The following is a 23,740-nucleotide window of genomic DNA, read 5'->3' as shown; positions in this document are numbered from 1 at the left end:
ATGGGCTCTGCCGCAATTCTAACCAGCATTGGCGGCAACGTAAGCGGATGCCTTAGGATTCAGCAGATGAAATTGCCCGACACCAGTTCAAGCATGAAATCCGGCCGCAAATACGCCCAATAGCAAAGCGCCAGCAAACCCAGCAGCAAAGACCAGCCGATCAGGATCGCCAGAATCCTGCGCGCGCTCATGTGGGTCAAGTCAGGCATGGGCAGGGCTGACCTGAACCGCGCGGTCGTCGATCGGCAGGCTGATGATGGCGGCGACCGCGCTGAGGCCGATGGCGATGGCCCACACCGCCTGGTAGTTGCCAGTCATGTCGAACAGCACGCCGCCCAGCCAGACCCCGAGAAAGCTGCCAAGCTGATGGCTCAGAAACACGAATCCGTACAGCATCGAGATGTAACGGTAGCCGAAGATTTGCCCGACCACGCCGTTCGACAAGGGTACCGTGCCGAGCCAGATCAAGCCCATGACGGCGGCGAACAGATAAGTCGTCAGCGGTGTCACCGGCAGCAGCACGAAGGCAGCCAGGGCGACGCCGCGTATTCCATAGATCCCTGCCAGCAGATATTTGCGACTGAATTTTTCGCCGAAATAGCCGCACAGGTAAGTGCCCAGGATATTCGCCAGCGCCACAATCGCCAACGCGGTGACGCCGACCGCCGGAGGCAAGCCCTGATCGGCCAGGTAAGCCGGCAAATGGGTGGCGATGAATGCCAGCTGGAAGCCGCAGGCGAAGAAACCCAGTGTCAGCAACAAGAACCCTTTGTGGCGAAAGGCCTGGCGCAGCGCCTGGCCGATGCTTTGGCCACCGCTCTCGGCCTTCTTGCCGGCCGGCGCCGCGGTGCCGAACGCCAGCACCACCATCAACAGGCAAGCAGCGCTGCCGATCAACAGCGCATGCGCCCAGCCCAGATGGCCGATCAATGCCTGATTGGAGGGCAGCAGCGCAAACTGTCCGAGTGAGCCGAAGGCGCCGACGACACCGAGCGCCATGCCGCGCTGTTCCGGACTGACGATCTTGCCGACTGCGCCATACACGATGCCGAAGCCGGTGCAGCTCTGCGCGATGCCAATCAGCAAACCGGCACTGGAGGCCAGCCCGAGGCCGGTGCTGGCCTGCGACATGCCGTACAGGCCGAGCGCATAGCACAAGCCGCCGGCAATGAAGATGCGCTTGGCGCCGTAACGGTCGGCCAGCATGCCAGTGAATGGCTGGCTGACGCCCCACACCAGGTTTTGCAGGGCGATGGCGAAAGAGAACGTGGCGCGGTCCCAGCCCAAATCCATCGTCATCGGCCGCAGGTAAAGGCCGAAGCTGTGCCGCTCGCCGATGCAAAGAAACAGGATCATGCCGAAGCAGGTCAGCATCAGCCAGTTGGTGCGCGTGTTGGTCGTCATGGGAAACCTGTCTCCGGTTTGGGCGTTTTTGCATGCAACCGGGTGGCTGCGCACATGCTGCCTCTATTTGGAATAGCCATTGTAGATGGAGCGGGAAGGGCGGATAAGATGGCCGCAACATGCTTCAGAGTTGAGACAAACTCAACAATCGCGCTGCAAACGTCGGATTGCAGCCGCTATCCGCTGCGCCGTCCCAGGAATTCGATCAGGCGCTTGACCCGCAGCGGCGTCATGCGGCCCGGCAGGTGCAGCGCGTAGACATGATCGCCAAAGCCAGCGTTGACCTGCCAGTCCGGCAGCAGGCGCAGCAAGCGCCCGGCCAGCACATCCTGTCTGGCAAAGTAATCCGGCAGCACCGCCATGCCGAGCGAACGCGTCACGGCATCGCGCACCACTTCCAGTTCGTTCGACACCAGCACCGGCGAGCGCATGGCGTGCAGCGTTTTACCGCCGCGCGTCAGCACGATATCGTGCAACTGGCTGGCGCGGGCGAAGCCGGCGATTGGTATGGCGCCGATATCCGGCGTCGCCAGGTCGTCGGCAAAACGTGCCGCCAGTTCCGGGCTGGCGCACAGCCACCAGCCAACGTCGAACATCTTCTTGGCAACCACATTGTCGGGCGGTTGCGATGTCACGCGGATCGCCAGGTCGAACGGATCTTTGGTGATGTCGACGCCGAATTCGCTAAAACGCAAATCGATGCTGACCAGCGGGTTGGCCTGCATGTACGCCATCAGCAAAGGCCGCAGCCAGACCGCGCCAAGGCCGGACGGCGCCGAAATGCGCACCAGCCCGGCGGCATCCTGGTTGAGGCCGTTGGCCAACAGGTTGGCTTCGCTGAGCGTGTCGGCGATACGGCTAGCGTAGGCGGCAAGGCGATAGCCGGCGTCGGTCAGGCTGATGTTGCGGGTGGTGCGGATCAGCAGTTGGCAACCGAGGCGCGCTTCAATCGCCTTGATCCGGTGACTGAGCGCGGAACGCGACAAATCCAGCACCGCGGCCGCTTTGGTCAGGCTGCCGGTGTTGGCGACATGGTAGAAAATGATCAGGGAATTTGCGTCAAGGCTGGTCATATTGATGAGCTCGCTTCAACAAAGATATCCATTCAGCATACCTTATGCTGCGCCGGCATGCAGCCTACAATCGCACTGACTGACCTGCAACGCGAGGAAAAATTGCACATCGAATCGCCGATCCATATTCCCGCCGCCGATGCCTATCCGCTGGGCGCCACCTTGTTCTATTCCGACGCCGCGCATGTACCGCAAACGGTGGCGATCATCAATTGCGCCACCGGCGTCAAGGCCAGTTATTACGCGCGCTACGCCCGCTTCCTGGCGGCGCACGGCTATCTGGCGATTACCTATGATTATCGCGGCATCGGCGCGTCGCGGCCGGCGTCGCTGCGCCGCTTGCGGGCCACCAAGTTCGACTGGGGCAGCATGGATTTCGAAGGCATCATGCAGTGGGCGATCAAGAATTTTCCGGATGCCAGGATCGTCGTCGTCGGCCACAGCATCGGCGGCGTGCTGCCCGGCTTCAGCGCCTCCAACTGGCGCATCGACCGCATGCTGACAGTCGCCGCGCAGTTCGCCTACTGGCAGGATTATGCCGAACGGGCGCGCTACAGGATGCTGCTGAAATGGCATGTGCTGATGCCGCTGGCGACCGCGCTGACGGGATTTTTTCCAGGACGGCGCCTGGGTTGGCTGGAAGACCTGCCGTCCGGCGTGGCCTACGAATGGGCATTTCGGCGCGCGGCCCTGGCGCCGTACAACGCCGATGACCCACCCGAATCAACCGCGAAACAGCGCGGCGTCACCCGCTACTTCCCGCAACTGCGATGCCCGCTGCTGGCCTACAGCATCACCGACGACGACTTCGGCACACCGGCGGCGGTGCTGCGCCTGCTGCGCTACTACCGCGGCAGCGACCGCACCCATGTGGTAGTCAGCCCCGGCGAATTCGCCTTGCCCGCCATCGGCCATTTCGCCTTTTTCCACGACCGCTTCAGCCGCAACCTGTGGCCGGAATCGCTGGCGTGGCTAAATACCGGCAGCATGCCGCGCCACGCTGCGGATTTCCTGCCGTCGGAATTGCCGCACCTGGCTTGAGCGGTTGCACTTCTGCTGGGCATGGCTTTTTGTTATGATCCGTCTCTTTTGAAAATCCTGAATGCCTGGATTTCATCCGAACATCATTCCAAAGGCCGTCATGCAGAAACTCACCCGTATCGTCATCGCACTTTCCTTCTGCGCCAGCCTGGCAACCGGCAGTGCTTGGGCGGCAGATACTGGCACCATCGACATGTCTGCGGTCTCGATGGTGGCTACAGTTGCCGCGCCGGCGGCGTTCATTGCCGGCGGCGCCAGCTATCAGGTGAAAAGCGTGGAAGCCTCAGCCGATGGCACCGTCTATCAATTGGACAAGGCTGGCGTTAGCGGTTCAATTACCGTGGTCGGCAGTGCGCTGGGCGAATTGCTGTTGAACGCCGGCGCCACCATCAAGGCCAGTGCCGTGGCCGAAGGCGTACTGCTGGTCAGCGACGACCAAGTGCTGGCGTTGGTGCCGGCCAAGCTGCTCAAGTAAACCAGTTATGTAGTTGAGCCGGGCTCAGCCGGCTTGATCGGCGTCAGCACCGGCGTCGCTGCCGGCATGCTTTCCTTCAGCATGCACACCTCTTCGTGCAGCCAGTCGCGCAACGCCTGCAATGGTTTCCAATCGCGCAAGGTGGGCGGATAAACCAGGTAGTAAGACGCATACTCGGCGTCCGGCGCCAGCCTTTGCTCCGACAACTGCACCAGCAAGCCGTCGCGCAGCGCATCGGCGACCATGAATTCGCGTCCCAGCGCAATCCCCAAACCCTGTTCTGCGGCCTGCAACATCAGTCCTGCGTCGTTGAAACTGGCGACCGGATTGCTGCGTATTTTGAGCCCGCCTTCGCTGAACCAGCGATCCCACGATTCGCCATGGCCCAGCAACGGCTCATGCGCCAGCGCAGCGATGCTGCCGCCCTGCAAGCGGCGCGCAGTACCGGGCGAAGCCACCACCACCAGCGGACTGTCCAGCAAGCGTTCGTCGCTCAAGCCCGGCCAACCGCCACTGCCCTGGCGCAACGCCGCGTGGAAACCGTCGCGCTGCAAATCCATTACGTGCTGCGACGAATGCAACTCCAGCGCGATGTCCGGATGACGTTCGCGCCAGCGCTGCATGCGCGGCAACAGCCAGCGCTGTAAAAAGGAAGGCATCACCGTCAGCCGCAAACGCTGGCTGCTGCCCAAGGCAGTGGCCGCAGCCGTCAGCACGCCGGCGTCGAGTTGCGTCAGCGCCGACTCAACGCTGCACAACAATGCGTGGCCGGCTTCGTTCAACACAATGCGTCGCCCGCGCCGTTCAAACAAGGCAAAACCAAGCTGCTCTTCCAGCACGCTGATCTGCTGGCTGACAGCGCTATGGGACAGGTGCATTTCCAACGCCGTGGCGCGCAAATTCTGCAGGCGCGCGGCGGTACGAAAGACCGGGAGGGTGTGAAGTGGGAGTCGGCTCATACTGGTAAGCATAGCTTACCAAAATGGTTAGAACAAGTCGTTTCCCTTAGGGAAGTTGGTCGCATATTCTAACCAGTACCGAAACAGCTTTGTAAATTTTTTGAACCCACTCCGGGAGCCAGCCATGACCTACGCACCGACACCTTGCCAAATTGCTACCACATCGCCATGCGAATCGCTGGCGGCGCAGTCGCGTGCGGAGCGTCTGCTGCAGGCGCTCGGACAAGCCGCCAAACAGGTTTCCAGCTGGTGGCAGGAACGTCTCGACACGCCGCCGGCACAACCGCCGATCAACGTGCGCGAGATGAGCGACCACCTGCTGCGCGATATCGGCTATCTTGATGTACTGCCGCCGCGTAAGCAATCAAACCCGCAGCGGGATCAGTGAGACCTACGCAAATCCGCGTGCACCTTGCATGCCGCCGGTATGTATCGCCAGCACGCGTTCATCGTCGCCGAATGCCTGTGCCTGCTGCATGCTCCTGATGGCATGGAATAGCTTGCCGGTGTAAACCGGCTCTATCGGCAGATCGCATGCTGCTGAAAATTCGCGGCAGAACTGGCGCAGCTCAGGCGGCGCCTTGCCGTAGCCGCCATGATGGGCGTCGGTGATCAGTTCGTAGTTTTGATACGCGGGATAGCCGGCCTCTTGCAGCAAGTCTGCGATCTCTTGCCGCAGGTAGTCGGCGTTCTTCAGCACCGCAATGCCGATCACGCGACTACGGCCGCCCAGCCCTGCCAGGATTCCAGCCAGCGTGGCGCCGGTGCCGCAGGCGAGCATGATCACTTCCGGAATGAACGGCAACTCATCCACCAGTTCGGCAACGCCGCGCAATGCCTGCGGCGAGCTACCGCCTTCCGGCAGCCAGACGTGATTATCGTCGACCGCATCGAGATGGCGGCGCCAGGCTTGCGGATCTTCGCGCAGCTGGCGGTAGTCATCGCGCGAGACAAAACTGATCTGCATGCCGAGCCGCCGGCAATCATCCAGCGTTGCGCTTTGCATCCCGGCTGCGCCGCGCACCAGCGCCCTGGTCGGCCAACCGCCGAGAGCGCCGGCGTGGGCCAGCGCGTGCAGATGATTTGACCACGGGCCGCCCATGCTGACCCAGGTCGGATGGCGATCCTGCCAGGCCAGTAACGGATATTTGAGCTTGCGGAATTTATTGCCGGAGACTTCCGGATGCAACAGATCGTCGCGCTTGACCCACACCTTGCGGCCCAGGAAAGCGCTGCTTTCGATGAGCTGGCAGGGGGAGGGAGAGCTGGGGAAGGGCATTGGCGTATTTCTTTAAGTAGGGTGGGCACACGTGCCCACGCGTGACCTCAAATTCATCTTGCGTCTGTTGCGGCAATGCGTGGGCAAAAAAACTTGCCCACCCTACGCTGATTGCGGTGGCTCTTAAACTCTGCCACGCAATGATTTAAATTGGCTGAACACCGCGCGCCACCTCTGCAATCAACTCATACGAATGCAAACGCGCCTGATGATCGAACACATCCGAGACGATCATCAATTCGTCGGCGCCGGTCTGCAACAGGAATCTTTCGATGCCGGCGCGCACGGTTTCCGGCGAACCGATGATCGAACACGCCAGCATGTGCGATGCCTGCGCCTTTTCCAACGGCGTCCAATAAGTTTCGATATCGTCGATCGGCGGCTTGCTCAGGCCGCGCACGCCACGGTGCATGTCGGTAAACGACATCTGCTGCGTGGTGGCCAGGCGGCGCGCTTCGGCGTCGGTATCGGCGGCAATGATGTTGACGCCAACCATCGCATGCGGCTTGGCCTGCTGCGCCGACGGCTTGAACCGGGCGCGATACAGCTGCAGCGCCATCTCCAGCGAATCGGGTGCGAAATGCGAGGCAAATGCATACGGCAGCCCGAGCTCGGCCGCCAGTTGCGCGCCAAAGGTGCTGGAACCGAGAATCCACAACGGCACCTGGGTGCCGTGGCCGGGCACGGCGACGATGCGCTGGCCGACTTCGGCCGGGGCCAGGAAAGCTTGCAGTTCCAGTACATCTTGCGGGAAAGATTCGGCGCTGGCCGGATCACGCCGCAATGCGCGGGTGGTTATCTGGTCGGTGCCGGGCGCGCGCCCGAGGCCGAGATCGATACGGCCAGGAAACAGCGAGGCCAGCGTGCCGAATTGTTCGGCAATCACCAGCGGCGAATGGTTCGGCAGCATGACGCCACCGGCGCCGACGCGGATCGTGCTGGTGCCGGCGGCAACGTGGCCGATCGCTACTGCGGTGGCGGCGCTGGCGATGCCGCGCATGTTGTGGTGTTCGGCCATCCAGAAGCGGCGGTACTGCCAGCCCTCGGCATGCCGCGCCAGGTCGCGCGCATTATCGAGCGCTACGCGGGCATCGCTGCCCTCCCTGATGCGGACCAGGTCCAGGATTGAAATAGGGATCACGGGGGACTTCCTTGTTCGACTGATTGTGCGGCTTTTGAGTATAGCCGCAGCGCTTCAAGCCTGCTGGCGACGCCCCGTTTCCGCAAAACGCAGGGTGGGCACCCGTGCCCACGCGTGACCTCAAACGTCCCCACGTCTTTTTGAGCAATGCGTGGGCAAAAAAACTTGCCCACCCTACCTTCTGAATGACGCAAATGCTGACACGATCTTGTCGGAACGCCGGTTATGCAGATTCCCTTGGAGTAAACTTGATGGTCTAATAGCGCCATTCCGGCAGATTCCGGGGCTTGTGCCTGCAACTGTTGTTACGTTGCGCGTCCAGGCGCCACCTGGTTTTCGCTTCAATCTTGATAAATACACATCCAATGAAAATCTTATACCTGGACTACAACGGCGTTCTGCACGACGCCAAGGTAATCCGCAACCGCCAGCGCGGCCTCTACATCGCCACTCCTGACCGCGTCTTCTTCGAATGGATGCCGATCCTGGAGGAACTGCTGGAGCCGTATTCGGACGTCAAGATTGTGCTGTCGACCAGCTGGGTGCGCGCGCTCGGCTTCGATGCGACCCGGCACGAACTTTCCGTTCCATTGCAGGAACGCGTGATCGGCTCGACCTTCCACCATCCCAAACTGACGCCATCGGAATTCGACACCATGCCGCGCGGCATGCAAGTCTGGCGCGATGTCGAACGCCGCAAGCCGACCAGCTGGCTGGCGCTGGACGACGACGCTTTCGGCTGGCCGGCAGCCTGCCGCAACCGCCTGCTGGAAACCAAGGGCAATCTCGGCCTGAGCGATCCGGCCACGCAGGATGAACTGAAAAAAATGCTGGCTGCGCTGTAAGCCGCCATCGATTAGAAGGGTCCTCCGGGAGAGCAAGATGCGCCGTCAGTTGCACCTGTTGATCATCGATCCGCAAAACGACTTTTGCGATCTGCCCGCGGATTATCTTCCTGCCGGCGGCAAGCCGGCGCCGTCGCTACCGGTGCCCGGCGCCCACGCCGATATGCTGCGCGTGGCCGAGCTGATCAATCGCGGCGGCGCCGGTATCGACGAGATCAGCATCACGCTCGATTCGCATCACCGGCTCGACATCGCCCATCCCGGTTTCTGGAACAGCGCAAACGGCGATGAAGTCACGCCATTTACGCAAATCTCGGCAGCCGATGTCCGCGCCGGAAAGTATCACCCGCGCGTGGCCGCCGCGCTACCACGCGTGCTGCACTACCTCGACCAGCTGGAAGCAGCAGGGCGCTACCAGTTGATGGTGTGGCCGGTCCATTGCGAGATCGGCTCGTGGGGCCACAACGTGCATGCCGACGTGCGGCGCGCCTACAACCTGTGGGAAGAACGCACGCTGCGCAGCGTCACCAAGATCAGCAAAGGCAGCAACCCGTGGACCGAACACTATTCTGCGGTGCAAGCTGAAGTGCCCGACCCCGACGATGAGCTGACCCAATCGAACCGGCCCTTCCTCGACAGCCTGGCCAAAGCCGACCGCATCTATATCACCGGCGAAGCCGGCAGCCACTGCGTCAAAGCCACCACCGAACACATCGCAGATTATTTTGGCCCAGAGCATATGGCCAAGCTGGTGCTGGTCAGCGATTGCATGAGCCCGGTCAGCGGCTTCGAGACGCAGTACCGGCAGTTTGTCGCCGATATGCTGGCGCGCGGTGCGCGGACTGCAAATGCAGCGCAGGTGCTGGCGGAGTTTCAGGAAAATGCGGAAGGTTAGCGCGCAGGATTAGCGCGGCGGCGACGCAGGTGTGCCATTGGAAACTGCGCTGAACGTGCGCAAATACGCCAGCAGATTGTCGATCTGCGTATCGCTACCGATACCGAAGAAACGCATTTTGGTACCGGGAACTACATCGCCGGGCGACCTCAGAAACGCCCTCAGTTTTTCTTCCGACCAGACAATCCTCGAGCTCTGCATCGCCGCTGAATATTTATAGTCCTTGGTCGACGCCGCCGGACGACCGATGATGCCATTCAATTGCGGCCCGAAGCCGCCGCGCGCGGAGGGACCTACCTGATGGCAGCTGGCGCATTTCGCAAATGCGGCTTTGCCGGCTATCGGATCACCGGTAGCGCTTGCATCGGATATTTGAAAGATCAATATCAACGCCAGCAATAATTATTTATACATTTCTTTTTTATTTTCCTACCGGGTTGGGCGCAAAGCTTGATCAGCCTCACAGGTCATGCAACACCACCAAACAACGATCCAATCAAACCCGTTCCAGCCATCGCCAGTACCCCCAGTATCAGGACGCGCGCCGCACCGCGAACTACCGGAGCGCCCCCCGCACGCGCTGCGGATGCGCCGAGTATGGCGAGGAAGAGCAGGGATACGACGGCGATGGCCGGGATCAGCATCTCTCTCGGTGCGATCATGCATGCCAGCAGCGGCACGATCCCGCCGAGAACGAAACTGGCGGAGGACGCCACGGCTGCCAGCAGCGGCCGCGCCGCCAGCGTTTCCGTGATGCCGATGTCGTCCCGGGCATGCGCACCGATCGCATCGTGCGCCATCAGCTGCCGCGAGACTTCCGATGCGAGTTCAAGGTCCAGGCCACGCTTGACGTAGATATCGCGTAATTCGAGATGTTCGGCGTCATAGTCGTTTAGCAGCGCAGCGCGCTCAATATCGAGGTCGGCACGTTCGGTATCGGCCTGTGAACTGACCGAGACATACTCGCCCGCGCCCATAGAAAACGCCCCGGCGACGAGGCCGGCCAGTCCGGTCACAAGGATCTGGCCGGCATCCATCTGCGCCGCCGCGACGCCAAGCAGCAAACTGGCAATCGACAACACGCCGTCGTTCGCCCCAAGCACGCCGGCGCGTAGCCATCCAGAACGGTGAGTCCGATGCGTATGTGAAGTCATGGGATATAAAAATTTTCTGCGGAATGAATGCAGTATAGGCGTTGACGGCCATGGCTGGGGCAATCGGTCCGTTTCGTTGGAATGTAAGCACCGACAGGAGTCTGCCGGCAATCGCAACTGCACCGATAAAATTCCCGGCGTTCAAGAAGCGAATGACGAAAAAAAAGCCCCTTGGATTTCTCCAAGGGGCTCACTTACATTATTTCTTCTTCTTGTTCACTGCATCTTTGAACGCTTTACCAGCCGTGAATTTCACGGTTTTGGCTGCTGCGATCTTGATTGCTTCGCCGGTGCGTGGGTTACGACCAGTGCGAGCGGCACGCTTGCCGGAAGAGAACGAACCAAATCCAATCAATTGAACGGTACTGCCTTTGGTAACAGCCTTGATCACATTGTCTACGACCGATTCCAAAGCGCGCTGTGCAGCGGCCTTCGAGATTTCGCAGTCGGTGGCAATGGCGTCGATCAATTCGGTTTTGTTCATTTCGTTAAATCCTCAAAAAAAGTTGTGAGTTGCAAATTCTAGCACCGTATCTGCTTGGAATCGGCGATGTAGACTACCGCAAACGCGGCTTTCAGACAAATTGCTTTTGATTTTTGGCCCGCCGCCAGTTGTATCAACAGCACAAAACCACTGGTTTTGCGAAAAAAACGAGCATTCTTATGCGCAAAACCTGCGGTGCGACGCTGCCGCGGCGACCTTTATTGGCGGGCCTGGCGCGACAATTTGATCATCAACACGCTACACTGCGTTGATGTCGATACTCTCCAATACCGGCTTTGAACCGCCGTCACGCGCCAGTTTGATCATGGCGCGGCCAATTTGTTCACTGCTCGTCACGTATTGAGGGAACAATCGCCGGCCCAGCGTCAGCAGCGGTGCGATCACCACATAGAGCAGATTGTAAAGGCGGGTCTTGGAACGCACGCCATGCAAGGGCTGGATCGCGCCCGGACGAAACATGAAGGCGGCCTTGACCGGCAGGCGCAGCAGCGCGTTCTCGGTGCGGCCCTTGACGCGCGCCCACATGCTGCCGCCGCTTTCGCTGGAATCGGTGCCGGCGCCGGACACGTAAATGATGGTCATGCCGGGATTGCGCGCCGCCAAAGTATTGGCGATGGTCAGCGTCAGGTCGTAGGTTACCTCGGTGTAGCGTGCTTCCGACATGCCGACTGAAGACACACCAAGGCAGAAAAAACAGGCGTCGTAGCCTTGCAATGCATCGGCCTGGTCGGCGATGCGGCTCAGGTCAGGCATGACGATTTCGCGGAATTTGGCATCGCTGCAAGCGCTTGGCGCACGCGCCACCGATAGCACCTGCTCGACTTCAGGGTCACGCAGGCACTCGCGCAGCACGCCTTGTCCAACCATGCCACTGGCGCCAAACAGTATGACTTTCATTGTGATCCGCTCCTGTTGTGATGACCTGGAGTGGCTAACACTAACACGTCATCGCGCCGCGGTGGACGGCTGCGGCAGGCGCCCCGGCTCGCTGACGCAACCTGTGAAATCGCTGCTCGGTAGCGCTACCGGACCATACCACTCGTAGACACCGGCAAAGCCGCCGGTGCGCAGGATCCAGGCACGTTTCAGGTTTTTGTTGATGAGTGCCGAATGCACGTAGCCATCGCTGACATGACCATCCTTGTTCGGCAACGCAATCGTCAGCAGCGCATTCGCCGCATTTTTCGATTCGGCCGGCATTGCAACACGCGGGATGGTTTGTTTGAATCCGGAGAAGGAGATGCCGTACTGGTTGATCAGCGCTTCAGCGGCAGGGCAAGCGGCCCAGGCGGGCAGTGCTGCGGAGGTGGCGATGGAAAATATCACTGCACGAATCATTCCCACTCCTTTAGAAGATCAGGCAGGCGAGCAACCCGGCACGCATGCCGGGCCACGCCACTGTACTCAGAAATGCCGGTTGATGACAACCTCGAATGCCTCGGCGGCGGAGCTGCCTTTGGACATCAGTTCGCTGATTTCGGCGGAATGCCCACCAATACCATCAGGCAACATATGACGATTTTCCTTGAAATACGCGTATTTTGCCGCGTCGATCAGGTCTTTGGCTTTGACTGCTGCGCTGCCGCCACGCGTACCGCCGCTGCTGCCACTGCTGCCACTGCTGCTGCGGGTGCCACCAGTGCTGCGGGTGGTGGTAGAGCGGAAACCGCCGGCCGCCACCGCCGCCTTGATCTGCTCCAGCGAAAATACCGGGGTGCTGTTGACGCCGACAAATTCGTCTTCCTTGGGGTGCAACAGGTGGTGATTGCTGTCGAATGCCATTTTCTTTTCGGCAGAGTTGGTCACCTGGTAATACGGGCGCGGCCCCGGGCTGGTGAGGCCGAACTGCACGCGGTCGCCATACACTTCCATCTTCCCCATGACATCTTTCAGGTAATCCGTTGTCAGGGAGTCCATCTTACCGCTCCAGCGTTTGTTTCTTGTCGTGTTCAAAATGCGTTACTTCCAATAATGATGGCCGCCGGCATGCAGGCAACCGTGTGTGAATCAAATGCAGTACGCATTATCCCCCGACACGATTTGCTGCGAATGGATTCCGACAAAATAATTGTGCATGCGGCCCGGCCATCACTACGCTTTTATGCAACCGATCCCCGCCAAAGTGGTGCGCACGGCCTCGTCCAGCCTGGTGTGCGGCTCCTTGCCGAGCAGCTTGAGCAGGCGCCGGTTGTCCATATGCAACGGTTGCCGCCACAAGTAGCTCATCTCGCGCATTTCGCGGAACAGCGGCACGAAAGGCGACGTCAGCGCCACCAGCCACCAGGGGAAAGCCCAGGCGCGCAGGTCCGGCTGACCGCTGGCGCGGCCAATTGCCGCCACCATTTCAGTGCCATCGGCGTCCCAGTGGCCGTTCATGTGGAAGGTCTCAAAGGCGCCCAGTTCCGCTTCGCGCTCGATCAGTTGCATCATGGTTTCAGCGACATCGGGCAGGTAAGCCCATTGATGGCCGACGCCGCGCTTGCCCGGGTAAACCACCCTCTTGACGGGTTGACCAGCCTTGACCAGCCCCTGCGAAAACCACGAATTGGCCAGATGCGGCCCGAAAAAATCGCCGGCGCGCACCACCAAGGTCCGCACCCCGCTTTGCGCTGCCGCCTGCAGGCGACTTTCCAGCTGCACCCGGATCGCACCTTTGCGGGTGACCGGCTTTTGCGGCGATGCCTCATTCGGCGTCAGGATTGCGTCGGCGTCATAGTTATAGACGGTGCCGGGCAGGACGATGCGGGCGCCACTGGCGCGGGCGGCGGCGATGCTGTTGTCGATCATCGGCAGCACCAGCTGCGCCCAGTTGCGGTAACCCGGCGGGTTGACCGCGTGGACGATGAGCGCTGCGCCTTCGGCGGCGGCAATCACATCCTGCGCCTGCATCGCGTCGCCTTGACGCCATTCGATGCCGCTGCTGTTGCTGACGGCCATCTCGCCAGCACGACGGTGCAGGGCGCGCACCTGCCAGCCGCGCTGCATCAGTTTTTGCGCCATTGCATTGCCGATGCCGCCGGTTGCACCAAGTACCAGGGCTATTTTGCGTTGTGTCATGACAGGAACTCCTAAAGTTGTTGTAGGAATTCAGGTTAGCACCGGCCATGTTGGTTTAAAATTGCCTATCATCACATAGCCACTATACATATTTGTATGACTATCCAAGAACCTGGCTGGGACCTGTACCGGGCTTTCCTGGCTGTACTGGAAGAAGGTTCGCTGTCCGGCGGCGCGCGCAGCCTGGGGCTGACCCAACCAACCGTCGGCCGCCAGATCGAGGCGCTGGAACAGGCGCTCGGGGTGAAGTTGTTCACCCGTTCGCAGACCGGATTGGCGGCGACCGACATTGCGCTGACCCTGCGCCCATTTGCAGAAAACCTGCGCGCCACCGCCAATGCGCTGCGCCGCGTGTCAACCGCTGCCGGCGCCAGCGGTACGGTGCGGATCACTGCGTCAGATGTGGTCGGCGCCGAAGTGCTGCCGCCGATCCTGACTGCATTGCGCGAGGCACATCCAGCCATCAAGATCGAACTGGTCTTGTCGAACCGCGCACAGGATCTGTTGAACCGCGACGCCGACATCGCGGTGCGCATGGTGCAGCCGAGCCAGGCGGCGCTGATTGCACGCCGCATCGGGGCGATCCCGCTTGGCCTGTACGCGCACCGGCGCTATCTTGATCGCTGCGGCGTGCCGACGACGTATGGGGAATTGAAGAACCATGCGCTGATCGGCTTCGATCAGGAAACCAACTACATCCGCGTCATGCAAAAGCGCGGCCTGGCGCTGCAACGCGAGATGTTTTCTCTCCATACCGACAACCAGCTGGCGCAACTGGCGGCGATTCGCGCCGGTTACGGCATCGGCATGTGCCAGACGCCGCTGGCCAGGCATAACCCGGAGCTATTCCCCGTGCTGGAGGAAGCCGTCAAGAGCGAGCTTGAAACCTGGATTGTGATGCATGAAGACCTGCGCTCCAGCGAGCGCTGCCGGATCGTCTTCGACGCGCTGGTCAGCGGTGTGTCCAGCTATATCGCCGGCGGCAACTGACCAGGTGTTCAGCGATACGCGTAACCCAGGCCGAGCGACAAGTCGCCCGCACGCTGCACCACCAGGTCGATGAAGCCTTGCAGGTTATCGGTTGTGATGCGGCTGGCCGGGCCGGCGATACTGAGGGCAGCGATCACTTCGCCATCGGCATCCATGATCGGCGCCGCGATCGCTACCGCGCCGTTGGAGCGCTCGGCATAGGAAACCGCGTAGCCTTGCGCCAGTACTTGCTGCAGTTCCTGTTCCAGCAGCTGGCGGTCGATGATGGTGTTGTCGGTGAAGCGCGTCAGCGTACCGCCCAGCACTGTCTGCTGCACCGATTGCGGCGCGTGCGCTAGCAGCACTTTGCCGGACGCGCCGGCATACAAGGGCCGGCGGTTACCGACATCGGTGTGGACACGGATCGCCTGGGTCGATTCCCAGCGCGCCACGCACACCATTTCCAGGCCGTCGCGCACCCGCACCTGGACGTTTTCGTTGCAGATGCCGCCGATATCGCGCAAATGGCTGCGCGCCACTCGCACCAGGCTGACCTGTTCCTGCGCCGCCACGCCCAGATACAGCGCCTTGTAACCAAGGTGATACGTCGGGGTATCGCCTGCGCGATGCAGCAGGCCGCGCTGTTCCAGCGTGTACAACAAGCGGAAGGTACGGGCCTTGGTATTGCCGGAACGGACCGACAGCTCGGTCACGCCCAGTCCCGGACTTTGGGCGACCAACAGGAGCAGCGCCAATGCTTCATCTACTGCGGCAACGGTGTAGTCGGCCATGCGTGGGGATTCTCGTTAATTCAATTGGTCGATAATATACCTCGACATCGCCTGCGCCAGTTGTGTCAAATGCTGCTGCAGCGTCGCGAATCCGGCGCTGCGCTCCAGGCTTTGCTCATTCATGTACAACGCACGGTTGATTTCGATCTGCATGCTGTGGCGGCCGCGCTGCGGATCGCTGTAGGCGCGCACCAATTCGGCGCCGCGATACGGATCGTTGATCTTGACCACATAGCCCATGCCTTGCAGCTGCTGCGCGACCCAGGCGGTAAAGACCGGATCGGCAGCGCTGCCGTCGCGGTCGCCCAGCACGAAATCGGGACGGCGCGCGCCATTGTCGATATTCATCGCATTGCCGACCGACTTCATCGAGTGGCAATCAATATGCCAGGAGCGGCCGAAGCGCGCGTGCGCGGCGTTAATCAGGCGCTGCAGTTCGGCGTGATACGGATCGTAATAGCGCTCAATGCGCTGCTGCACTTCGGCGATGCCCAGCTTGCGGTCGTACATCGGCACCGCCGGCAGCGCATAGCGGCGGATCAGGCCCATGCCGGCCTTGCTCTTTTCCGATACCTTGATCGGTTCGGGCCAGGGCTGGTCCAGCAATTCCGGGTCGATGTCGCTGCGACTGCGGTTGAAATCGATATAGCTGCGGTGCACACGCGCCGCCAACAGCGTCGCGCCATGCTGCACGGCGCCGCTCCACAGTTCGTCGACGTAAGCATCCCAGCCGGACATCAGCGCGGCTTCCGGCGCCACCGCCTGCATATCCGGCGGGCAGTGGCGGCTGCTGTGCGGCGAATCGAAGACCAGCGGGATCAACTTGGCGTCATCCGGAATGGTCAAAATAAAAGCTTCTTGCATCTTGGTGTTCCTTAGCACTTCTGTGTTTTCTATCTGAATCTGATTTGACTCAATAACCGGTATAGACCGCGAACGCCATGACCGCCATCGATAGCAGCGTCAAAATTGCGAACAGCGGAAAAATGAAACGCAGCCAGGCGCCATAGCCAACCTTGCCGGTCGCCAGGTAGGCCAGCAGCATGCCGGAGGTCGGCGTCACCATGTTGGTCAGGCCGTTTCCGAACAGGAAAGCCAGCACCACGCTCTGGCCGCTGACGCCGGAAATATGGCCGATCGGGCCGAGGATCGGCATGCTGATGGCGGCTTTGCCGGAAGTCGACGGGATCAACACGTCGAGCAGCATCTGCACCAGGATCATGCCTTGTGCGGCAAAGATCCTGCTGCGGCCTTCAACGATTGCAGCCAGGTGGTAGATCACGGTGTCGAGCACCAGGCTGTCATGCAGCACGATTTCGATGGCCTTCGCCAGGCCGATCAGCAAACCCGCCAGCATCATGCCTTTCATGCCTTCGACAAACGCATCGCAGGCGGTGCGCACCGACATGCCGGCGGCGATGGCGATGATGATGCCTTCAAAAATATAAAATGCGCCGAGCTGGATATCGCCCCATTTCCAGACGCTGGTGCCAATCACCAGCACCACCACGCTGGCGCCGACCACAAATAATACGAAGCGATGCGATAGCGACAAACGACCCTGCAGGTCGAGACCGGTCGGCGCGCTGTAGCCCGTGCGCTTTACGTAAAGCAGTAAATAGGCGATACCGATCGCCAGGAACAGCACAAACACCGCCATCCGCAAACCGGCGCCGCTCAATAGCGGCACCTGTACGATAGGCTGGGCGATCACCAGCGCCAACGGATTGGTGACCGAAGCCAGGTAACCGATCTTGGCCGCAATCGCCACCAGCCCGGTGGCGTACAACGGCCCCAGGCCGAGCCGCTGCGCCAGGATCAGCATCATCGGAATGATCACCAGGTATTCAGAAATCAGGCCGAGGAAGGTGCTGCCGGCGGCAATCGCCAGCATCAGCACCGGCGTCAGCAGGTAGACATTGCCGCCGGTACGCACTAACAAGCGGTCGATGCCGGCATCCAGCGCGCCGCTCTTGCGCAGCACGCCGAACATGCCGCCGATGAACATGATCATGAACACCAGCGGCGCACTTTTGGCGAGGCCGGCGGGAATCGCCGACATCGCAGAAAACAGGCTGGCAGGGTAGGCGCGCTCAATGCTGCTTGCTGGCGGATGCGCGGCCACCAGGGCGGCCAGGTCGCGCTCCTTGGCGATTAGTTGATAAGTACCGGGCACCACCAGTTTGGCCTGGCGCTGGAACTCGCCCGAATCGAGCACATAGGTCAGGCCGACCGCTACCAGCATGATCAGCAGCATCATCGCCACCGGATGCAGCATCCGGCTCTTGCCGTGCGCGTCCTGTTTTTGCTCGTCGGTGGTGGTACTGGCCATGTGATCTCCGTGTGCCTGTCTGTCCGTTTGCAGAATAATATGCTTTTCAATGTACAGGCCGGAAAGGCATTGCGCCTTTCCGGCCCGGTCGTTCTACCTCATGTTAGAACTTGTGACGCAAGCCGACAGTGAATGCGGTTTGCGAATTGTCGGCGCCAGGAGCGCCGCCTGTGATGCCCGGGCTATACATGTCGGACGCGCGCAGGTTGGCGACGTAGCTATAAAGGTCGGTACGTTTGGAGAACGCATAGGTCAGGCCCAGGTTCAGCTGAGTCAGGCGGCCTTTGGTGTCGCTGCCGACAAAGCTGTAGCGCGATTGCAATACGCTGCCAACCAGGCGCAGGCTATCCGAAACTGCATAATTGACGCCGAGATCGAACACGTTGGTGCTGTTGTTGTTGGAACCGCCGGCGGTGAACGGCGATAGACCGGCGGTGCCGGTAAACTTCGCGTCCAATGGCGCGGTCGCGCCGCCGTTGGTAGCCAGCGGCTGCAGGACCTTCGACCAGGCGCCAAAGAAACGCCACGGGCCGGTCTTGTAGCTTGAACCGAGCATCCAGGTCTTGATGCAGGTATCGCCAGGATGGCCGTAGCTCGGGGTGCAGCCGGCGCCGAGGCCGGTGCCTTGGTCGCTGGAAGTATTGACCCCGCCCGACAAGGTACCGAGCTTGGATTGCCAGTAGCCGAAACCGACGCCGAATGGGCCGTTGGTGTAATTCGCGCCGAGGCCGAGCGATTGGCCGGTGGAAGTCGAACCTGCGGTTTCGCCAAAGCCGTAGGTGGCGTTCAGCACCAGGCCCTTGAACAACGGTGTGTCGTAGCGGATCTGATTATTGGCGCGGTTGCCGCCGACGCGGTCCAGATTATTATCGTGCACGCCATTGATGAAGACGCCGAAGTCGTAGACGCTTGAGTAGTAAGTGGCCACTTCGTCGATGAAGTCCTTGCGACGGCCCAGTTGCACCGAGCCGTAATTGCCTGACAGGCCGACGATCGAGGTGCGGCCGAAGGTCAGGCCGCCCTGGCCGGAAGCGCCGGTATCGACCGCAAACCCGCCTTCCAGGTTGAACATCGCCTTCATGCCGCCGCCCAGGTCCTCGACGCCCTTGAAGCCGAAGCGCGATTGCTGCAAATCGCCCGAATCGACGCTCATGCGGCTGCCGGTACCGCGCGGATTGCTCGCGCTTGGCGTGGCAATGTTATTCACATAGGTAACGCCGGAATCCAGCAAACCGTAGACGGTGACATTGGTTTGCGCTTGCGCTACGTAACTGCAGCTCCCCAAAACGGAAAGTACAACTAACGACTTCTTCATGAACCGCTCCTCCCTGTTGAAAAAAATCCTAAGGCAACTTCGCCCGGCGCTTGTTTTTATTCGAGGTTTATTGAAAAACCTGTGCCGGATCGCTTGCTCTATTGTTTCACCTAATAAAACAACGTATTGATATATGAAACAATGGTAGGGGCGATATTTTCCCGTGTCAATCTCAATTGCTGAAAATTTGAGCGCGCTCTATGAGCGGGTGTTGCGTGCGGGAGAAAAGCGAAGGGGGTGCAAACAGAGCGAAAAGATGACGAGGCTGGAATTGCCAGGGGAGAAAAATTGAAATCGGGCGCGGCGCTTTGGGTTTTCTTTGCGCAACGCCCGAGTCAGGAAAGGATCAATCCCGCGGAGTTAGTCAGACCAGGCAACGGCCGCAACCGGCGCCGCTTGTTTGCTGCTGTCCGCTCCAATGGCCGAGCGCAGCATTGCCGACGCTGCATCGAGGCGGTCCGGCTTGCCGAACAGGCGCGCCGATACCAGCCCGCTTTGCAGCGCACCGAGGATCGTCATCGCGTATGCCGCCGGCGGGGCCGGCAACTGCGCGCCCTTTTCGGCAACAACCCGTTCAAGACGCCGCGTGATCCAGGCTTCATGCATGCAATAAAAGGTTTGCAATGCGGCCAGCACGTTTTCCGGCAGGCTGGTGGCTTCGGCCGCCAGCATGCCGCACAGGCAAACCCGGCCGGTACCGAGGTTCTTGCGCCACAGCGCCAGATATTTCTCGATCTGCTCCTTGAGCGGGCCGTTGATATCCATATCGCGCATGATTTCACCGATGTTGGCGGCATACGCTTGCACTGCAGCCAGCGCCAGGTCTTCCTTGGTCGGGAAATAGTAGTGGATGCTGGAAGTCTTGACGCCGACCAGTTCAGCCAGGTCGCGATAGCTGAAACCGTTATAGCCGCGCGTTCCAAGCAGCACCAGCGTGTGCTCCAGCAGTTGTTCGCGGACGGGAGAGACGGTCTTCATGATGATTTACCTATAGAGAGATAGCGATGCATGGCGCCGAAATCCGGCGTTTCAATTCCAGGCAGCTGGGCTAGCCGCCATGCTACGTCTTTTATAGGTCCGCCGGCAACTTCTTGCCGACTATTAAGTAAAACTCAGGATCACAAAGACGCTACGCCTTTATCTTATCTACTGAGAGGTAGACAATCAAGCTGTTTTCTTTGATTGTGGCCCATTTGGTAATGATGTTTTGTTATATGCATATTTTATTTGACTACCTTCCAGTAGATAACTAGAATCAGTCTTACAGTAGTTGCAGACACGTTGTTTCATACGTCCCGCAGCCAGTTTTGTTTTCCTTTCGTTAAGGACTGGCCTGGATGACGTGCCCGGGCTTTATAGGGGCAAGAATTAAGGATAGGACAAGCGTCGCAAAGCAAGACGCTTTTTATTTCATCCGACAGTCTATCTAGTGATAGATGTAAATTCTACTCCGCCCAAAGCACCGACGGTGCAGCAAGAACGCCGAACCGTCAGGGGGTCTCGAAAAACCGCAGCGTAGTAGGTTTGTCGAGATTCTTGTTAGTACAGGCGCTTGTGTAACCGCTGTATTTGGCACTTTGTCATTAACTTGAAAATCAAGAAAGAACCATCATGAAAACCACAGTCATCGCCACTCTGGCATTTGCAGCAATCGTCTCCGCCCCTGCCTTTGCAGACAACAACATTACTCCTCTGACCCGCGCCCAGGTACAAGCTGAACTGGTCCGCGCCCAAGCCGCCGGTGAACTGGTGCAAAGCAACGGTCAATACCCGGTTCTGGCGAAATCGACCGCCCCCGGCAAGACCCGCGCCCAAGTGCAAGCAGAACTGGCACAAGCCCGCGCTGCAGGCGAACTCGACTTCAGCGGCTCGCAATACCCAGTGTTCACACCATCGAACGCCGTCGGTAAAACCCGCGCCGAAGTCAAAGCCGAGTTGTCGCAAGCCCGTTCTTCCGGCCAACTCGATTTCAGCGGCTCGCAATATCCAATCGACTCGAACACCAAGTCCTGATTCCCGGCAATCAGTTCACGGCGATGCAGCGGACATCCGGCTGCATTTGCCACTACCGGCTACAAACGACAAAACCCGCGCCTCATGACGAGTGCGCGGGTTTTGTCATTTAACTTCCTAAGATTTCTATTTCTTCGATGGTTTCGACTTGCCGGCACTGTTGAGCGCGATCGCTTCACGGATCAGCGCCTTGAAGGCCGACTCATCCACTTCTTCGCCATCGTGAATATCGATTGCCCGACGCACATTGCCGTCGAGACTCGAGTTAAAGAGGGAGACCGGGTCCTTCAGGGACGCGCCCTTGGCAAAGGTAAGTTTCACCACCTTCTTGTAGGATTCGCCGGTGCAGATGATGCCGTCGCGCGACCAAACCGGCGTGTCCCCCCACTTCATTTCCTCAACAATGTCCGGATCCGTTGCCAAGATGAGTTTGCGCATCCTGCCAAGCGTTTCGCCGCGCCAGTCTCCGAGTCCGTCGATTTTCCTGGTGATGAGGTCCGATGCTGGTAATCCCTGGCTTGTCTCCGATATTTTCATGTTCTCTTCCTGGAAGTTACGGATGGTTATGGATATAAAAATAAGCGCCTGCAGTCAATGCAATGTAACGCGTGTGAGCTGCTAGTACGAGACGCCGGCGCAATTCAGGAAAGGCCTCCCGCCACGCGTTCGAGCCCGGTAAAAAATTTCTCCCAGCCGTACTTGGCGCCCGCGTAGGCTTGCTGCTGATCCGGCCGGAAGCCAGATTGCTCCATGCGCAGCTGCGTTCCCGTTGCCGTCGCGGTGAGAGTCCAGGACACGACGCTTTTGAGACCCATCGCTTCCCACGTGTAAGACAGCGCTTTGTTCGGCTCAATCGCCAGGACCTGGCACTCGACCACGCCCCAGTCAGCGCGAAGATCGAAACGATGGCCGACAACAGGCTCGAAATCGTTCTCCATCAACCAATCTTCAATCAGAGGACGCTGCGTGAGCGCGCGCCAGACTTTGTCAGGGGAGTGCGGCATTTCCCTCTCGACAATCAGTGTTTTGGTATCGTTGGTTTGCATCATTGATCCATCCTCTTCAGTAGGTTTTCCAAGCGGTCAAATCGGCTGTTCCAGAAGGTCGAATAAAAATTGATCCATTCAATCAATGGCGCCAGCGCTTTCGGTTCCGCGCTGTAATAAGTCTCCCGCCCGTCACGCCGGCCACGCACCAGGCCAGCTTCCTTGAGCGCGCCAAGATGCTTCGAAATCGCGGGTTGCGACACCCCCGACGGATCCGTCAGGGCATGCACCGTCATTTCGCCACCCCTGCTCAAGCGCTCAAAAATTGCGCGCCGTGTTGGATCAGACAAGATTTTGAGAACAGCCGTCGGTTCTGCGTGCATTGTGAATCCTTGCCTATGTGAGCTTCGTTTTGATTTCTGTGAAGTTGCTGCCCCACGAAGTTAATCATAACCATTTGGTTATGAATGTCAAGGAGCGAATTTTGAATGAGTATCGCGGACTATTTACAGCGCTTAACCTGCAGCTGGCATTAAGATATCTCTTGATGCCAGCTAACGTGCGACGGGGAGGACAGATTTGGTTGAATCAAAAAACGTAGATGCTGAGGGATTCATCCGCACCATACCATGCAGACCAATTCAGGCCGCCTTCCAGGCAGCGGTCAACAATCTATGCGACGTGCTGCCTAATTGCCTGGGCCCGTTGATTGACAGCGTGTACTTATACGGCAGCGTCGCGAGAGGCGACGCCAAGGTTGGAATCTCGGACTTGGACGTCACCTTGATCCTGATTCGCGAACCTACTTTGGAAGAGAAGCAAGCCATTGAGGCTGTGCGCCTTGCACTAGAAAGTGGACATCCCGAAGTGACAAAGGTCGACTTCGATATTGGGCATCTCGCGGAAGTCAATGCTTCCGAGAATCTCTACAAATGGGGTTTCTGGTTAAAGCATCATTGTCGATGCGTCCATGGCAATGATCTTGCGAACCGATTCGCTTTATTTCGTCCGTCCAGATTGATTGCGAGGGCTGTAAATGGGGATTTTCCTGAGGTGCTGGCCGCCTATGCGCAGCGCATCGGAACTGAGAAGGATGCCCTCTTGATCGAACGCCTCAAGAGAGCTGCGTCAAGAAAACTGATTCGCTCTACCAACGTATTGTGCCCCATCGAAGCATTATCATGGCCTGAATCACTCGAAGATCATGTCGATCATTTCCTGCTGACATACCCAGAAATGAGATCGCAGATTGCCTTTTTTCTTTGCCAGCAACGGATCTCGGATAGCGACCAAGGCGACTTCGTCGAACGCTTGCGGATTTTTTCGGCGTGGCTGCAGTTGCAGATATGACGTGTAGCCAGTAGCTGAATGTTCGTCATCGACTGTGGATTCAGGCGCTGGTGGCAACAAATTATTGAAATCCTACAGCCGGCGTTCGCAGTTCTGATCTCTCCTGAGCACCAGCCAATTTTGCAGGACGCACCACCTTAAATCACGTCAGGCCAC

The 23,740-nt window shown here is 59.4% G+C and carries 29 protein-coding genes; 8 read left to right on the top strand and 21 right to left on the bottom strand.

The features are described from left to right. Window positions 1–59: 59 nt before the first annotated feature. The 3 genes from ACIPF8_RS10395 to ACIPF8_RS10385 all read right to left on the bottom strand — a co-directional run bounded on the left by ACIPF8_RS10395 (window position 60) and on the right by ACIPF8_RS10385 (window position 2,477). Window positions 60–209 carry a hypothetical protein gene (locus tag ACIPF8_RS10395; RefSeq protein ID WP_400420477.1) on the bottom strand — a complete coding sequence of 50 codons (150 nt, stop codon included), beginning with the start codon at window positions 207–209 and terminating at the stop codon, window positions 60–62. Next, window positions 202–1,404, bottom strand: coding sequence for an MFS transporter (locus tag ACIPF8_RS10390; protein WP_400420474.1), 1,203 nt, complete (start codon window positions 1,402–1,404; stop codon window positions 202–204). The genes ACIPF8_RS10395 and ACIPF8_RS10390 overlap by 8 nt, the downstream gene beginning before the upstream one ends. 176 nt (window positions 1,405–1,580) lie before the next feature. Further along, window positions 1,581–2,477, bottom strand: a complete 897-nt coding sequence (locus ACIPF8_RS10385; RefSeq protein WP_400420471.1) for a LysR family transcriptional regulator — start codon at window positions 2,475–2,477, stop codon at window positions 1,581–1,583. Window positions 2,478–2,534: 57 nt separating this feature from the next. On the opposite strand from ACIPF8_RS10385, the gene ACIPF8_RS10380 reads away from it, so the two are divergent. Next, the gene (locus ACIPF8_RS10380) at window positions 2,535–3,518 is read left to right on the top strand and encodes an alpha/beta fold hydrolase (RefSeq protein WP_400420468.1); all 984 of its coding nucleotides are present in this window, start codon (window positions 2,535–2,537) and stop codon (window positions 3,516–3,518) included. A 61-nt stretch (window positions 3,519–3,579) separates the two neighbouring features. Next, the gene (locus ACIPF8_RS10375) at window positions 3,580–3,993 is read left to right on the top strand and encodes a hypothetical protein (RefSeq protein ID WP_400420465.1); all 414 of its coding nucleotides are present in this window, start codon (window positions 3,580–3,582) and stop codon (window positions 3,991–3,993) included. Window positions 3,994–3,998: 5 nt separating this feature from the next. Here the strand turns inward: ACIPF8_RS10375 and ACIPF8_RS10370 are convergent, their stop codons facing one another. Beyond that, complete coding sequence (locus tag ACIPF8_RS10370; RefSeq protein WP_400420462.1) at window positions 3,999–4,964, bottom strand: LysR substrate-binding domain-containing protein; 966 nt, start codon at window positions 4,962–4,964, stop codon at window positions 3,999–4,001. A gap of 112 nt (window positions 4,965–5,076) precedes the next feature. On the opposite strand from ACIPF8_RS10370, the gene ACIPF8_RS10365 reads away from it, so the two are divergent. Further along, window positions 5,077–5,340 carry a hypothetical protein gene (locus tag ACIPF8_RS10365; protein WP_400420460.1) on the top strand — a complete coding sequence of 88 codons (264 nt, stop codon included), beginning with the start codon at window positions 5,077–5,079 and terminating at the stop codon, window positions 5,338–5,340. Between the two features lie 3 nt (window positions 5,341–5,343). Here ACIPF8_RS10365 and ACIPF8_RS10360 read toward each other — a convergent pair whose 3' ends face one another. Beyond that, a complete protein-coding gene (locus ACIPF8_RS10360; protein ID WP_400420457.1) occupies window positions 5,344–6,231 on the bottom strand; it encodes a 1-aminocyclopropane-1-carboxylate deaminase/D-cysteine desulfhydrase in 888 nt (295 codons plus the stop codon). Between the two features lie 145 nt (window positions 6,232–6,376). Beyond that, a complete protein-coding gene (locus ACIPF8_RS10355) occupies window positions 6,377–7,372 on the bottom strand; it encodes an LLM class flavin-dependent oxidoreductase (protein WP_400420454.1) in 996 nt (331 codons plus the stop codon). A 365-nt stretch (window positions 7,373–7,737) separates the two neighbouring features. Here ACIPF8_RS10355 and ACIPF8_RS10350 point away from each other — a divergent pair, with 365 nt between their 5' ends. Next, window positions 7,738–8,217 carry an HAD domain-containing protein gene (locus ACIPF8_RS10350; RefSeq protein ID WP_400420452.1) on the top strand — a complete coding sequence of 160 codons (480 nt, stop codon included), beginning with the start codon at window positions 7,738–7,740 and terminating at the stop codon, window positions 8,215–8,217. A 37-nt stretch (window positions 8,218–8,254) separates the two neighbouring features. Beyond that, window positions 8,255–9,112: a cysteine hydrolase gene (locus tag ACIPF8_RS10345; protein WP_400420450.1), complete on the top strand. Its 858-nt coding sequence runs from the start codon at window positions 8,255–8,257 to the stop codon at window positions 9,110–9,112. Between the two features lie 9 nt (window positions 9,113–9,121). Here the strand turns inward: ACIPF8_RS10345 and ACIPF8_RS10340 are convergent, their stop codons facing one another. The 7 genes from ACIPF8_RS10340 to ACIPF8_RS10310 form a co-directional block, all read right to left on the bottom strand. Beyond that, complete coding sequence (locus ACIPF8_RS10340; protein WP_400420447.1) at window positions 9,122–9,496, bottom strand: c-type cytochrome; 375 nt, start codon at window positions 9,494–9,496, stop codon at window positions 9,122–9,124. An 83-nt stretch (window positions 9,497–9,579) separates the two neighbouring features. Further along, a complete protein-coding gene (locus ACIPF8_RS10335) occupies window positions 9,580–10,266 on the bottom strand; it encodes a VIT family protein (protein WP_400420444.1) in 687 nt (228 codons plus the stop codon). Window positions 10,267–10,465: 199 nt separating this feature from the next. Next, window positions 10,466–10,750 (bottom strand): HU family DNA-binding protein, encoded by a 285-nt coding sequence (locus ACIPF8_RS10330; RefSeq protein WP_014004094.1) that lies wholly within the window; start codon window positions 10,748–10,750, stop codon window positions 10,466–10,468. 258 nt (window positions 10,751–11,008) lie between these two features. Next, window positions 11,009–11,668, bottom strand: coding sequence for an NAD(P)H-binding protein (locus ACIPF8_RS10325; protein ID WP_400420441.1), 660 nt, complete (start codon window positions 11,666–11,668; stop codon window positions 11,009–11,011). 48 nt (window positions 11,669–11,716) lie between these two features. Next, window positions 11,717–12,109 carry a hypothetical protein gene (locus ACIPF8_RS10320; RefSeq protein WP_400420438.1) on the bottom strand — a complete coding sequence of 131 codons (393 nt, stop codon included), beginning with the start codon at window positions 12,107–12,109 and terminating at the stop codon, window positions 11,717–11,719. Between the two features lie 66 nt (window positions 12,110–12,175). Continuing rightward, the gene (locus ACIPF8_RS10315; protein ID WP_400420435.1) at window positions 12,176–12,688 is read right to left on the bottom strand and encodes a hypothetical protein; all 513 of its coding nucleotides are present in this window, start codon (window positions 12,686–12,688) and stop codon (window positions 12,176–12,178) included. 174 nt (window positions 12,689–12,862) lie between these two features. Next, window positions 12,863–13,828, bottom strand: a complete 966-nt coding sequence (locus ACIPF8_RS10310; protein ID WP_400420432.1) for an SDR family NAD(P)-dependent oxidoreductase — start codon at window positions 13,826–13,828, stop codon at window positions 12,863–12,865. A 96-nt stretch (window positions 13,829–13,924) separates the two neighbouring features. Here ACIPF8_RS10310 and ACIPF8_RS10305 point away from each other — a divergent pair, with 96 nt between their 5' ends. Continuing rightward, the gene (locus ACIPF8_RS10305; RefSeq protein WP_400420430.1) at window positions 13,925–14,818 is read left to right on the top strand and encodes a LysR family transcriptional regulator; all 894 of its coding nucleotides are present in this window, start codon (window positions 13,925–13,927) and stop codon (window positions 14,816–14,818) included. A gap of 8 nt (window positions 14,819–14,826) precedes the next feature. Here the strand turns inward: ACIPF8_RS10305 and ACIPF8_RS10300 are convergent, their stop codons facing one another. The 5 genes from ACIPF8_RS10300 to ACIPF8_RS10280 all read right to left on the bottom strand — a co-directional run bounded on the left by ACIPF8_RS10300 (window position 14,827) and on the right by ACIPF8_RS10280 (window position 20,213). After that, entirely contained in the window at window positions 14,827–15,588 is a 762-nt protein-coding gene (locus tag ACIPF8_RS10300) for an IclR family transcriptional regulator (protein ID WP_400420427.1), read from the bottom strand. A 15-nt stretch (window positions 15,589–15,603) separates the two neighbouring features. Further along, the gene (locus ACIPF8_RS10295; protein ID WP_400420424.1) at window positions 15,604–16,452 is read right to left on the bottom strand and encodes an N-formylglutamate amidohydrolase; all 849 of its coding nucleotides are present in this window, start codon (window positions 16,450–16,452) and stop codon (window positions 15,604–15,606) included. 49 nt (window positions 16,453–16,501) lie between these two features. After that, on the bottom strand, window positions 16,502–17,920 hold the full coding sequence (locus ACIPF8_RS10290) for a YfcC family protein (RefSeq protein WP_400420421.1): 1,419 nt from the start codon (window positions 17,918–17,920) through the stop codon (window positions 16,502–16,504). 103 nt (window positions 17,921–18,023) lie between these two features. Beyond that, a complete protein-coding gene (locus ACIPF8_RS10285; protein WP_400420418.1) occupies window positions 18,024–19,235 on the bottom strand; it encodes a porin in 1,212 nt (403 codons plus the stop codon). A 360-nt stretch (window positions 19,236–19,595) separates the two neighbouring features. Then, window positions 19,596–20,213, bottom strand: a complete 618-nt coding sequence (locus ACIPF8_RS10280; protein WP_400420415.1) for a TetR/AcrR family transcriptional regulator — start codon at window positions 20,211–20,213, stop codon at window positions 19,596–19,598. 633 nt (window positions 20,214–20,846) lie between these two features. Between ACIPF8_RS10280 and ACIPF8_RS10275 the strand changes: the two genes are divergently transcribed. Further along, on the top strand, window positions 20,847–21,248 hold the full coding sequence (locus ACIPF8_RS10275; protein ID WP_400420413.1) for a DUF4148 domain-containing protein: 402 nt from the start codon (window positions 20,847–20,849) through the stop codon (window positions 21,246–21,248). Window positions 21,249–21,374: 126 nt separating this feature from the next. On the opposite strand, the gene ACIPF8_RS10270 is transcribed toward ACIPF8_RS10275, so the two are convergent. The 3 genes from ACIPF8_RS10270 to ACIPF8_RS10260 all read right to left on the bottom strand — a co-directional run bounded on the left by ACIPF8_RS10270 (window position 21,375) and on the right by ACIPF8_RS10260 (window position 22,617). Then, window positions 21,375–21,785, bottom strand: a complete 411-nt coding sequence (locus tag ACIPF8_RS10270) for a DUF1801 domain-containing protein (RefSeq protein WP_400420410.1) — start codon at window positions 21,783–21,785, stop codon at window positions 21,375–21,377. 104 nt (window positions 21,786–21,889) lie between these two features. Beyond that, on the bottom strand, window positions 21,890–22,297 hold the full coding sequence (locus tag ACIPF8_RS10265; RefSeq protein WP_400420408.1) for an SRPBCC domain-containing protein: 408 nt from the start codon (window positions 22,295–22,297) through the stop codon (window positions 21,890–21,892). Next, entirely contained in the window at window positions 22,294–22,617 is a 324-nt protein-coding gene (locus ACIPF8_RS10260) for an ArsR/SmtB family transcription factor (protein ID WP_400420406.1), read from the bottom strand. Before ACIPF8_RS10260 ends, ACIPF8_RS10265 begins: the two co-directional genes overlap by 4 nt. 196 nt (window positions 22,618–22,813) lie before the next feature. On the opposite strand from ACIPF8_RS10260, the gene ACIPF8_RS10255 reads away from it, so the two are divergent. After that, window positions 22,814–23,584, top strand: a complete 771-nt coding sequence (locus ACIPF8_RS10255) for a nucleotidyltransferase domain-containing protein (RefSeq protein ID WP_400420404.1) — start codon at window positions 22,814–22,816, stop codon at window positions 23,582–23,584. The last annotated feature ends 156 nt before the right edge of the window (window positions 23,585–23,740 follow it).

This window comes from Collimonas sp. NPDC087041, from assembly GCF_044745265.1.
Taxonomy (GTDB): Bacteria; Pseudomonadota; Gammaproteobacteria; order Burkholderiales; family Burkholderiaceae_D; genus Collimonas.
This window is presented reverse-complemented; position numbering and strand designations above follow the sequence as displayed.

Coding starts and splice junctions, on each gene's coding strand:
- ACIPF8_RS10360 (WP_400420457.1), bottom strand. CDS start 6,231: ATGCCCTTCCCCAGCTCTCCCTCCCCCTGCCAGCTCATCGAAAGCAGC.
- ACIPF8_RS10270 (WP_400420410.1), bottom strand. CDS start 21,785: ATGAAAATATCGGAGACAAGCCAGGGATTACCAGCATCGGACCTCATC.
- ACIPF8_RS10345 (WP_400420450.1), top strand. CDS start 8,255: ATGCGCCGTCAGTTGCACCTGTTGATCATCGATCCGCAAAACGACTTT.
- ACIPF8_RS10260 (WP_400420406.1), bottom strand. CDS start 22,617: ATGCACGCAGAACCGACGGCTGTTCTCAAAATCTTGTCTGATCCAACA.
- ACIPF8_RS10325 (WP_400420441.1), bottom strand. CDS start 11,668: ATGAAAGTCATACTGTTTGGCGCCAGTGGCATGGTTGGACAAGGCGTG.
- ACIPF8_RS10300 (WP_400420427.1), bottom strand. CDS start 15,588: ATGGCCGACTACACCGTTGCCGCAGTAGATGAAGCATTGGCGCTGCTC.
- ACIPF8_RS10310 (WP_400420432.1), bottom strand. CDS start 13,828: ATGACACAACGCAAAATAGCCCTGGTACTTGGTGCAACCGGCGGCATC.
- ACIPF8_RS10380 (WP_400420468.1), top strand. CDS start 2,535: ATGCAGCCTACAATCGCACTGACTGACCTGCAACGCGAGGAAAAATTG.
- ACIPF8_RS10335 (WP_400420444.1), bottom strand. CDS start 10,266: ATGACTTCACATACGCATCGGACTCACCGTTCTGGATGGCTACGCGCC.
- ACIPF8_RS10375 (WP_400420465.1), top strand. CDS start 3,580: ATGCCTGGATTTCATCCGAACATCATTCCAAAGGCCGTCATGCAGAAA.
- ACIPF8_RS10265 (WP_400420408.1), bottom strand. CDS start 22,297: ATGATGCAAACCAACGATACCAAAACACTGATTGTCGAGAGGGAAATG.
- ACIPF8_RS10385 (WP_400420471.1), bottom strand. CDS start 2,477: ATGACCAGCCTTGACGCAAATTCCCTGATCATTTTCTACCATGTCGCC.
- ACIPF8_RS10370 (WP_400420462.1), bottom strand. CDS start 4,964: ATGCTTACCAGTATGAGCCGACTCCCACTTCACACCCTCCCGGTCTTT.
- ACIPF8_RS10390 (WP_400420474.1), bottom strand. CDS start 1,404: ATGACGACCAACACGCGCACCAACTGGCTGATGCTGACCTGCTTCGGC.
- ACIPF8_RS10305 (WP_400420430.1), top strand. CDS start 13,925: ATGACTATCCAAGAACCTGGCTGGGACCTGTACCGGGCTTTCCTGGCT.
- ACIPF8_RS10365 (WP_400420460.1), top strand. CDS start 5,077: ATGACCTACGCACCGACACCTTGCCAAATTGCTACCACATCGCCATGC.
- ACIPF8_RS10280 (WP_400420415.1), bottom strand. CDS start 20,213: ATGAAGACCGTCTCTCCCGTCCGCGAACAACTGCTGGAGCACACGCTG.
- ACIPF8_RS10295 (WP_400420424.1), bottom strand. CDS start 16,452: ATGCAAGAAGCTTTTATTTTGACCATTCCGGATGACGCCAAGTTGATC.
- ACIPF8_RS10290 (WP_400420421.1), bottom strand. CDS start 17,920: ATGGCCAGTACCACCACCGACGAGCAAAAACAGGACGCGCACGGCAAG.
- ACIPF8_RS10330 (WP_014004094.1), bottom strand. CDS start 10,750: ATGAACAAAACCGAATTGATCGACGCCATTGCCACCGACTGCGAAATC.
- ACIPF8_RS10315 (WP_400420435.1), bottom strand. CDS start 12,688: ATGGACTCCCTGACAACGGATTACCTGAAAGATGTCATGGGGAAGATG.
- ACIPF8_RS10285 (WP_400420418.1), bottom strand. CDS start 19,235: ATGAAGAAGTCGTTAGTTGTACTTTCCGTTTTGGGGAGCTGCAGTTAC.
- ACIPF8_RS10275 (WP_400420413.1), top strand. CDS start 20,847: ATGAAAACCACAGTCATCGCCACTCTGGCATTTGCAGCAATCGTCTCC.
- ACIPF8_RS10320 (WP_400420438.1), bottom strand. CDS start 12,109: ATGATTCGTGCAGTGATATTTTCCATCGCCACCTCCGCAGCACTGCCC.
- ACIPF8_RS10395 (WP_400420477.1), bottom strand. CDS start 209: ATGCCTGACTTGACCCACATGAGCGCGCGCAGGATTCTGGCGATCCTG.
- ACIPF8_RS10350 (WP_400420452.1), top strand. CDS start 7,738: ATGAAAATCTTATACCTGGACTACAACGGCGTTCTGCACGACGCCAAG.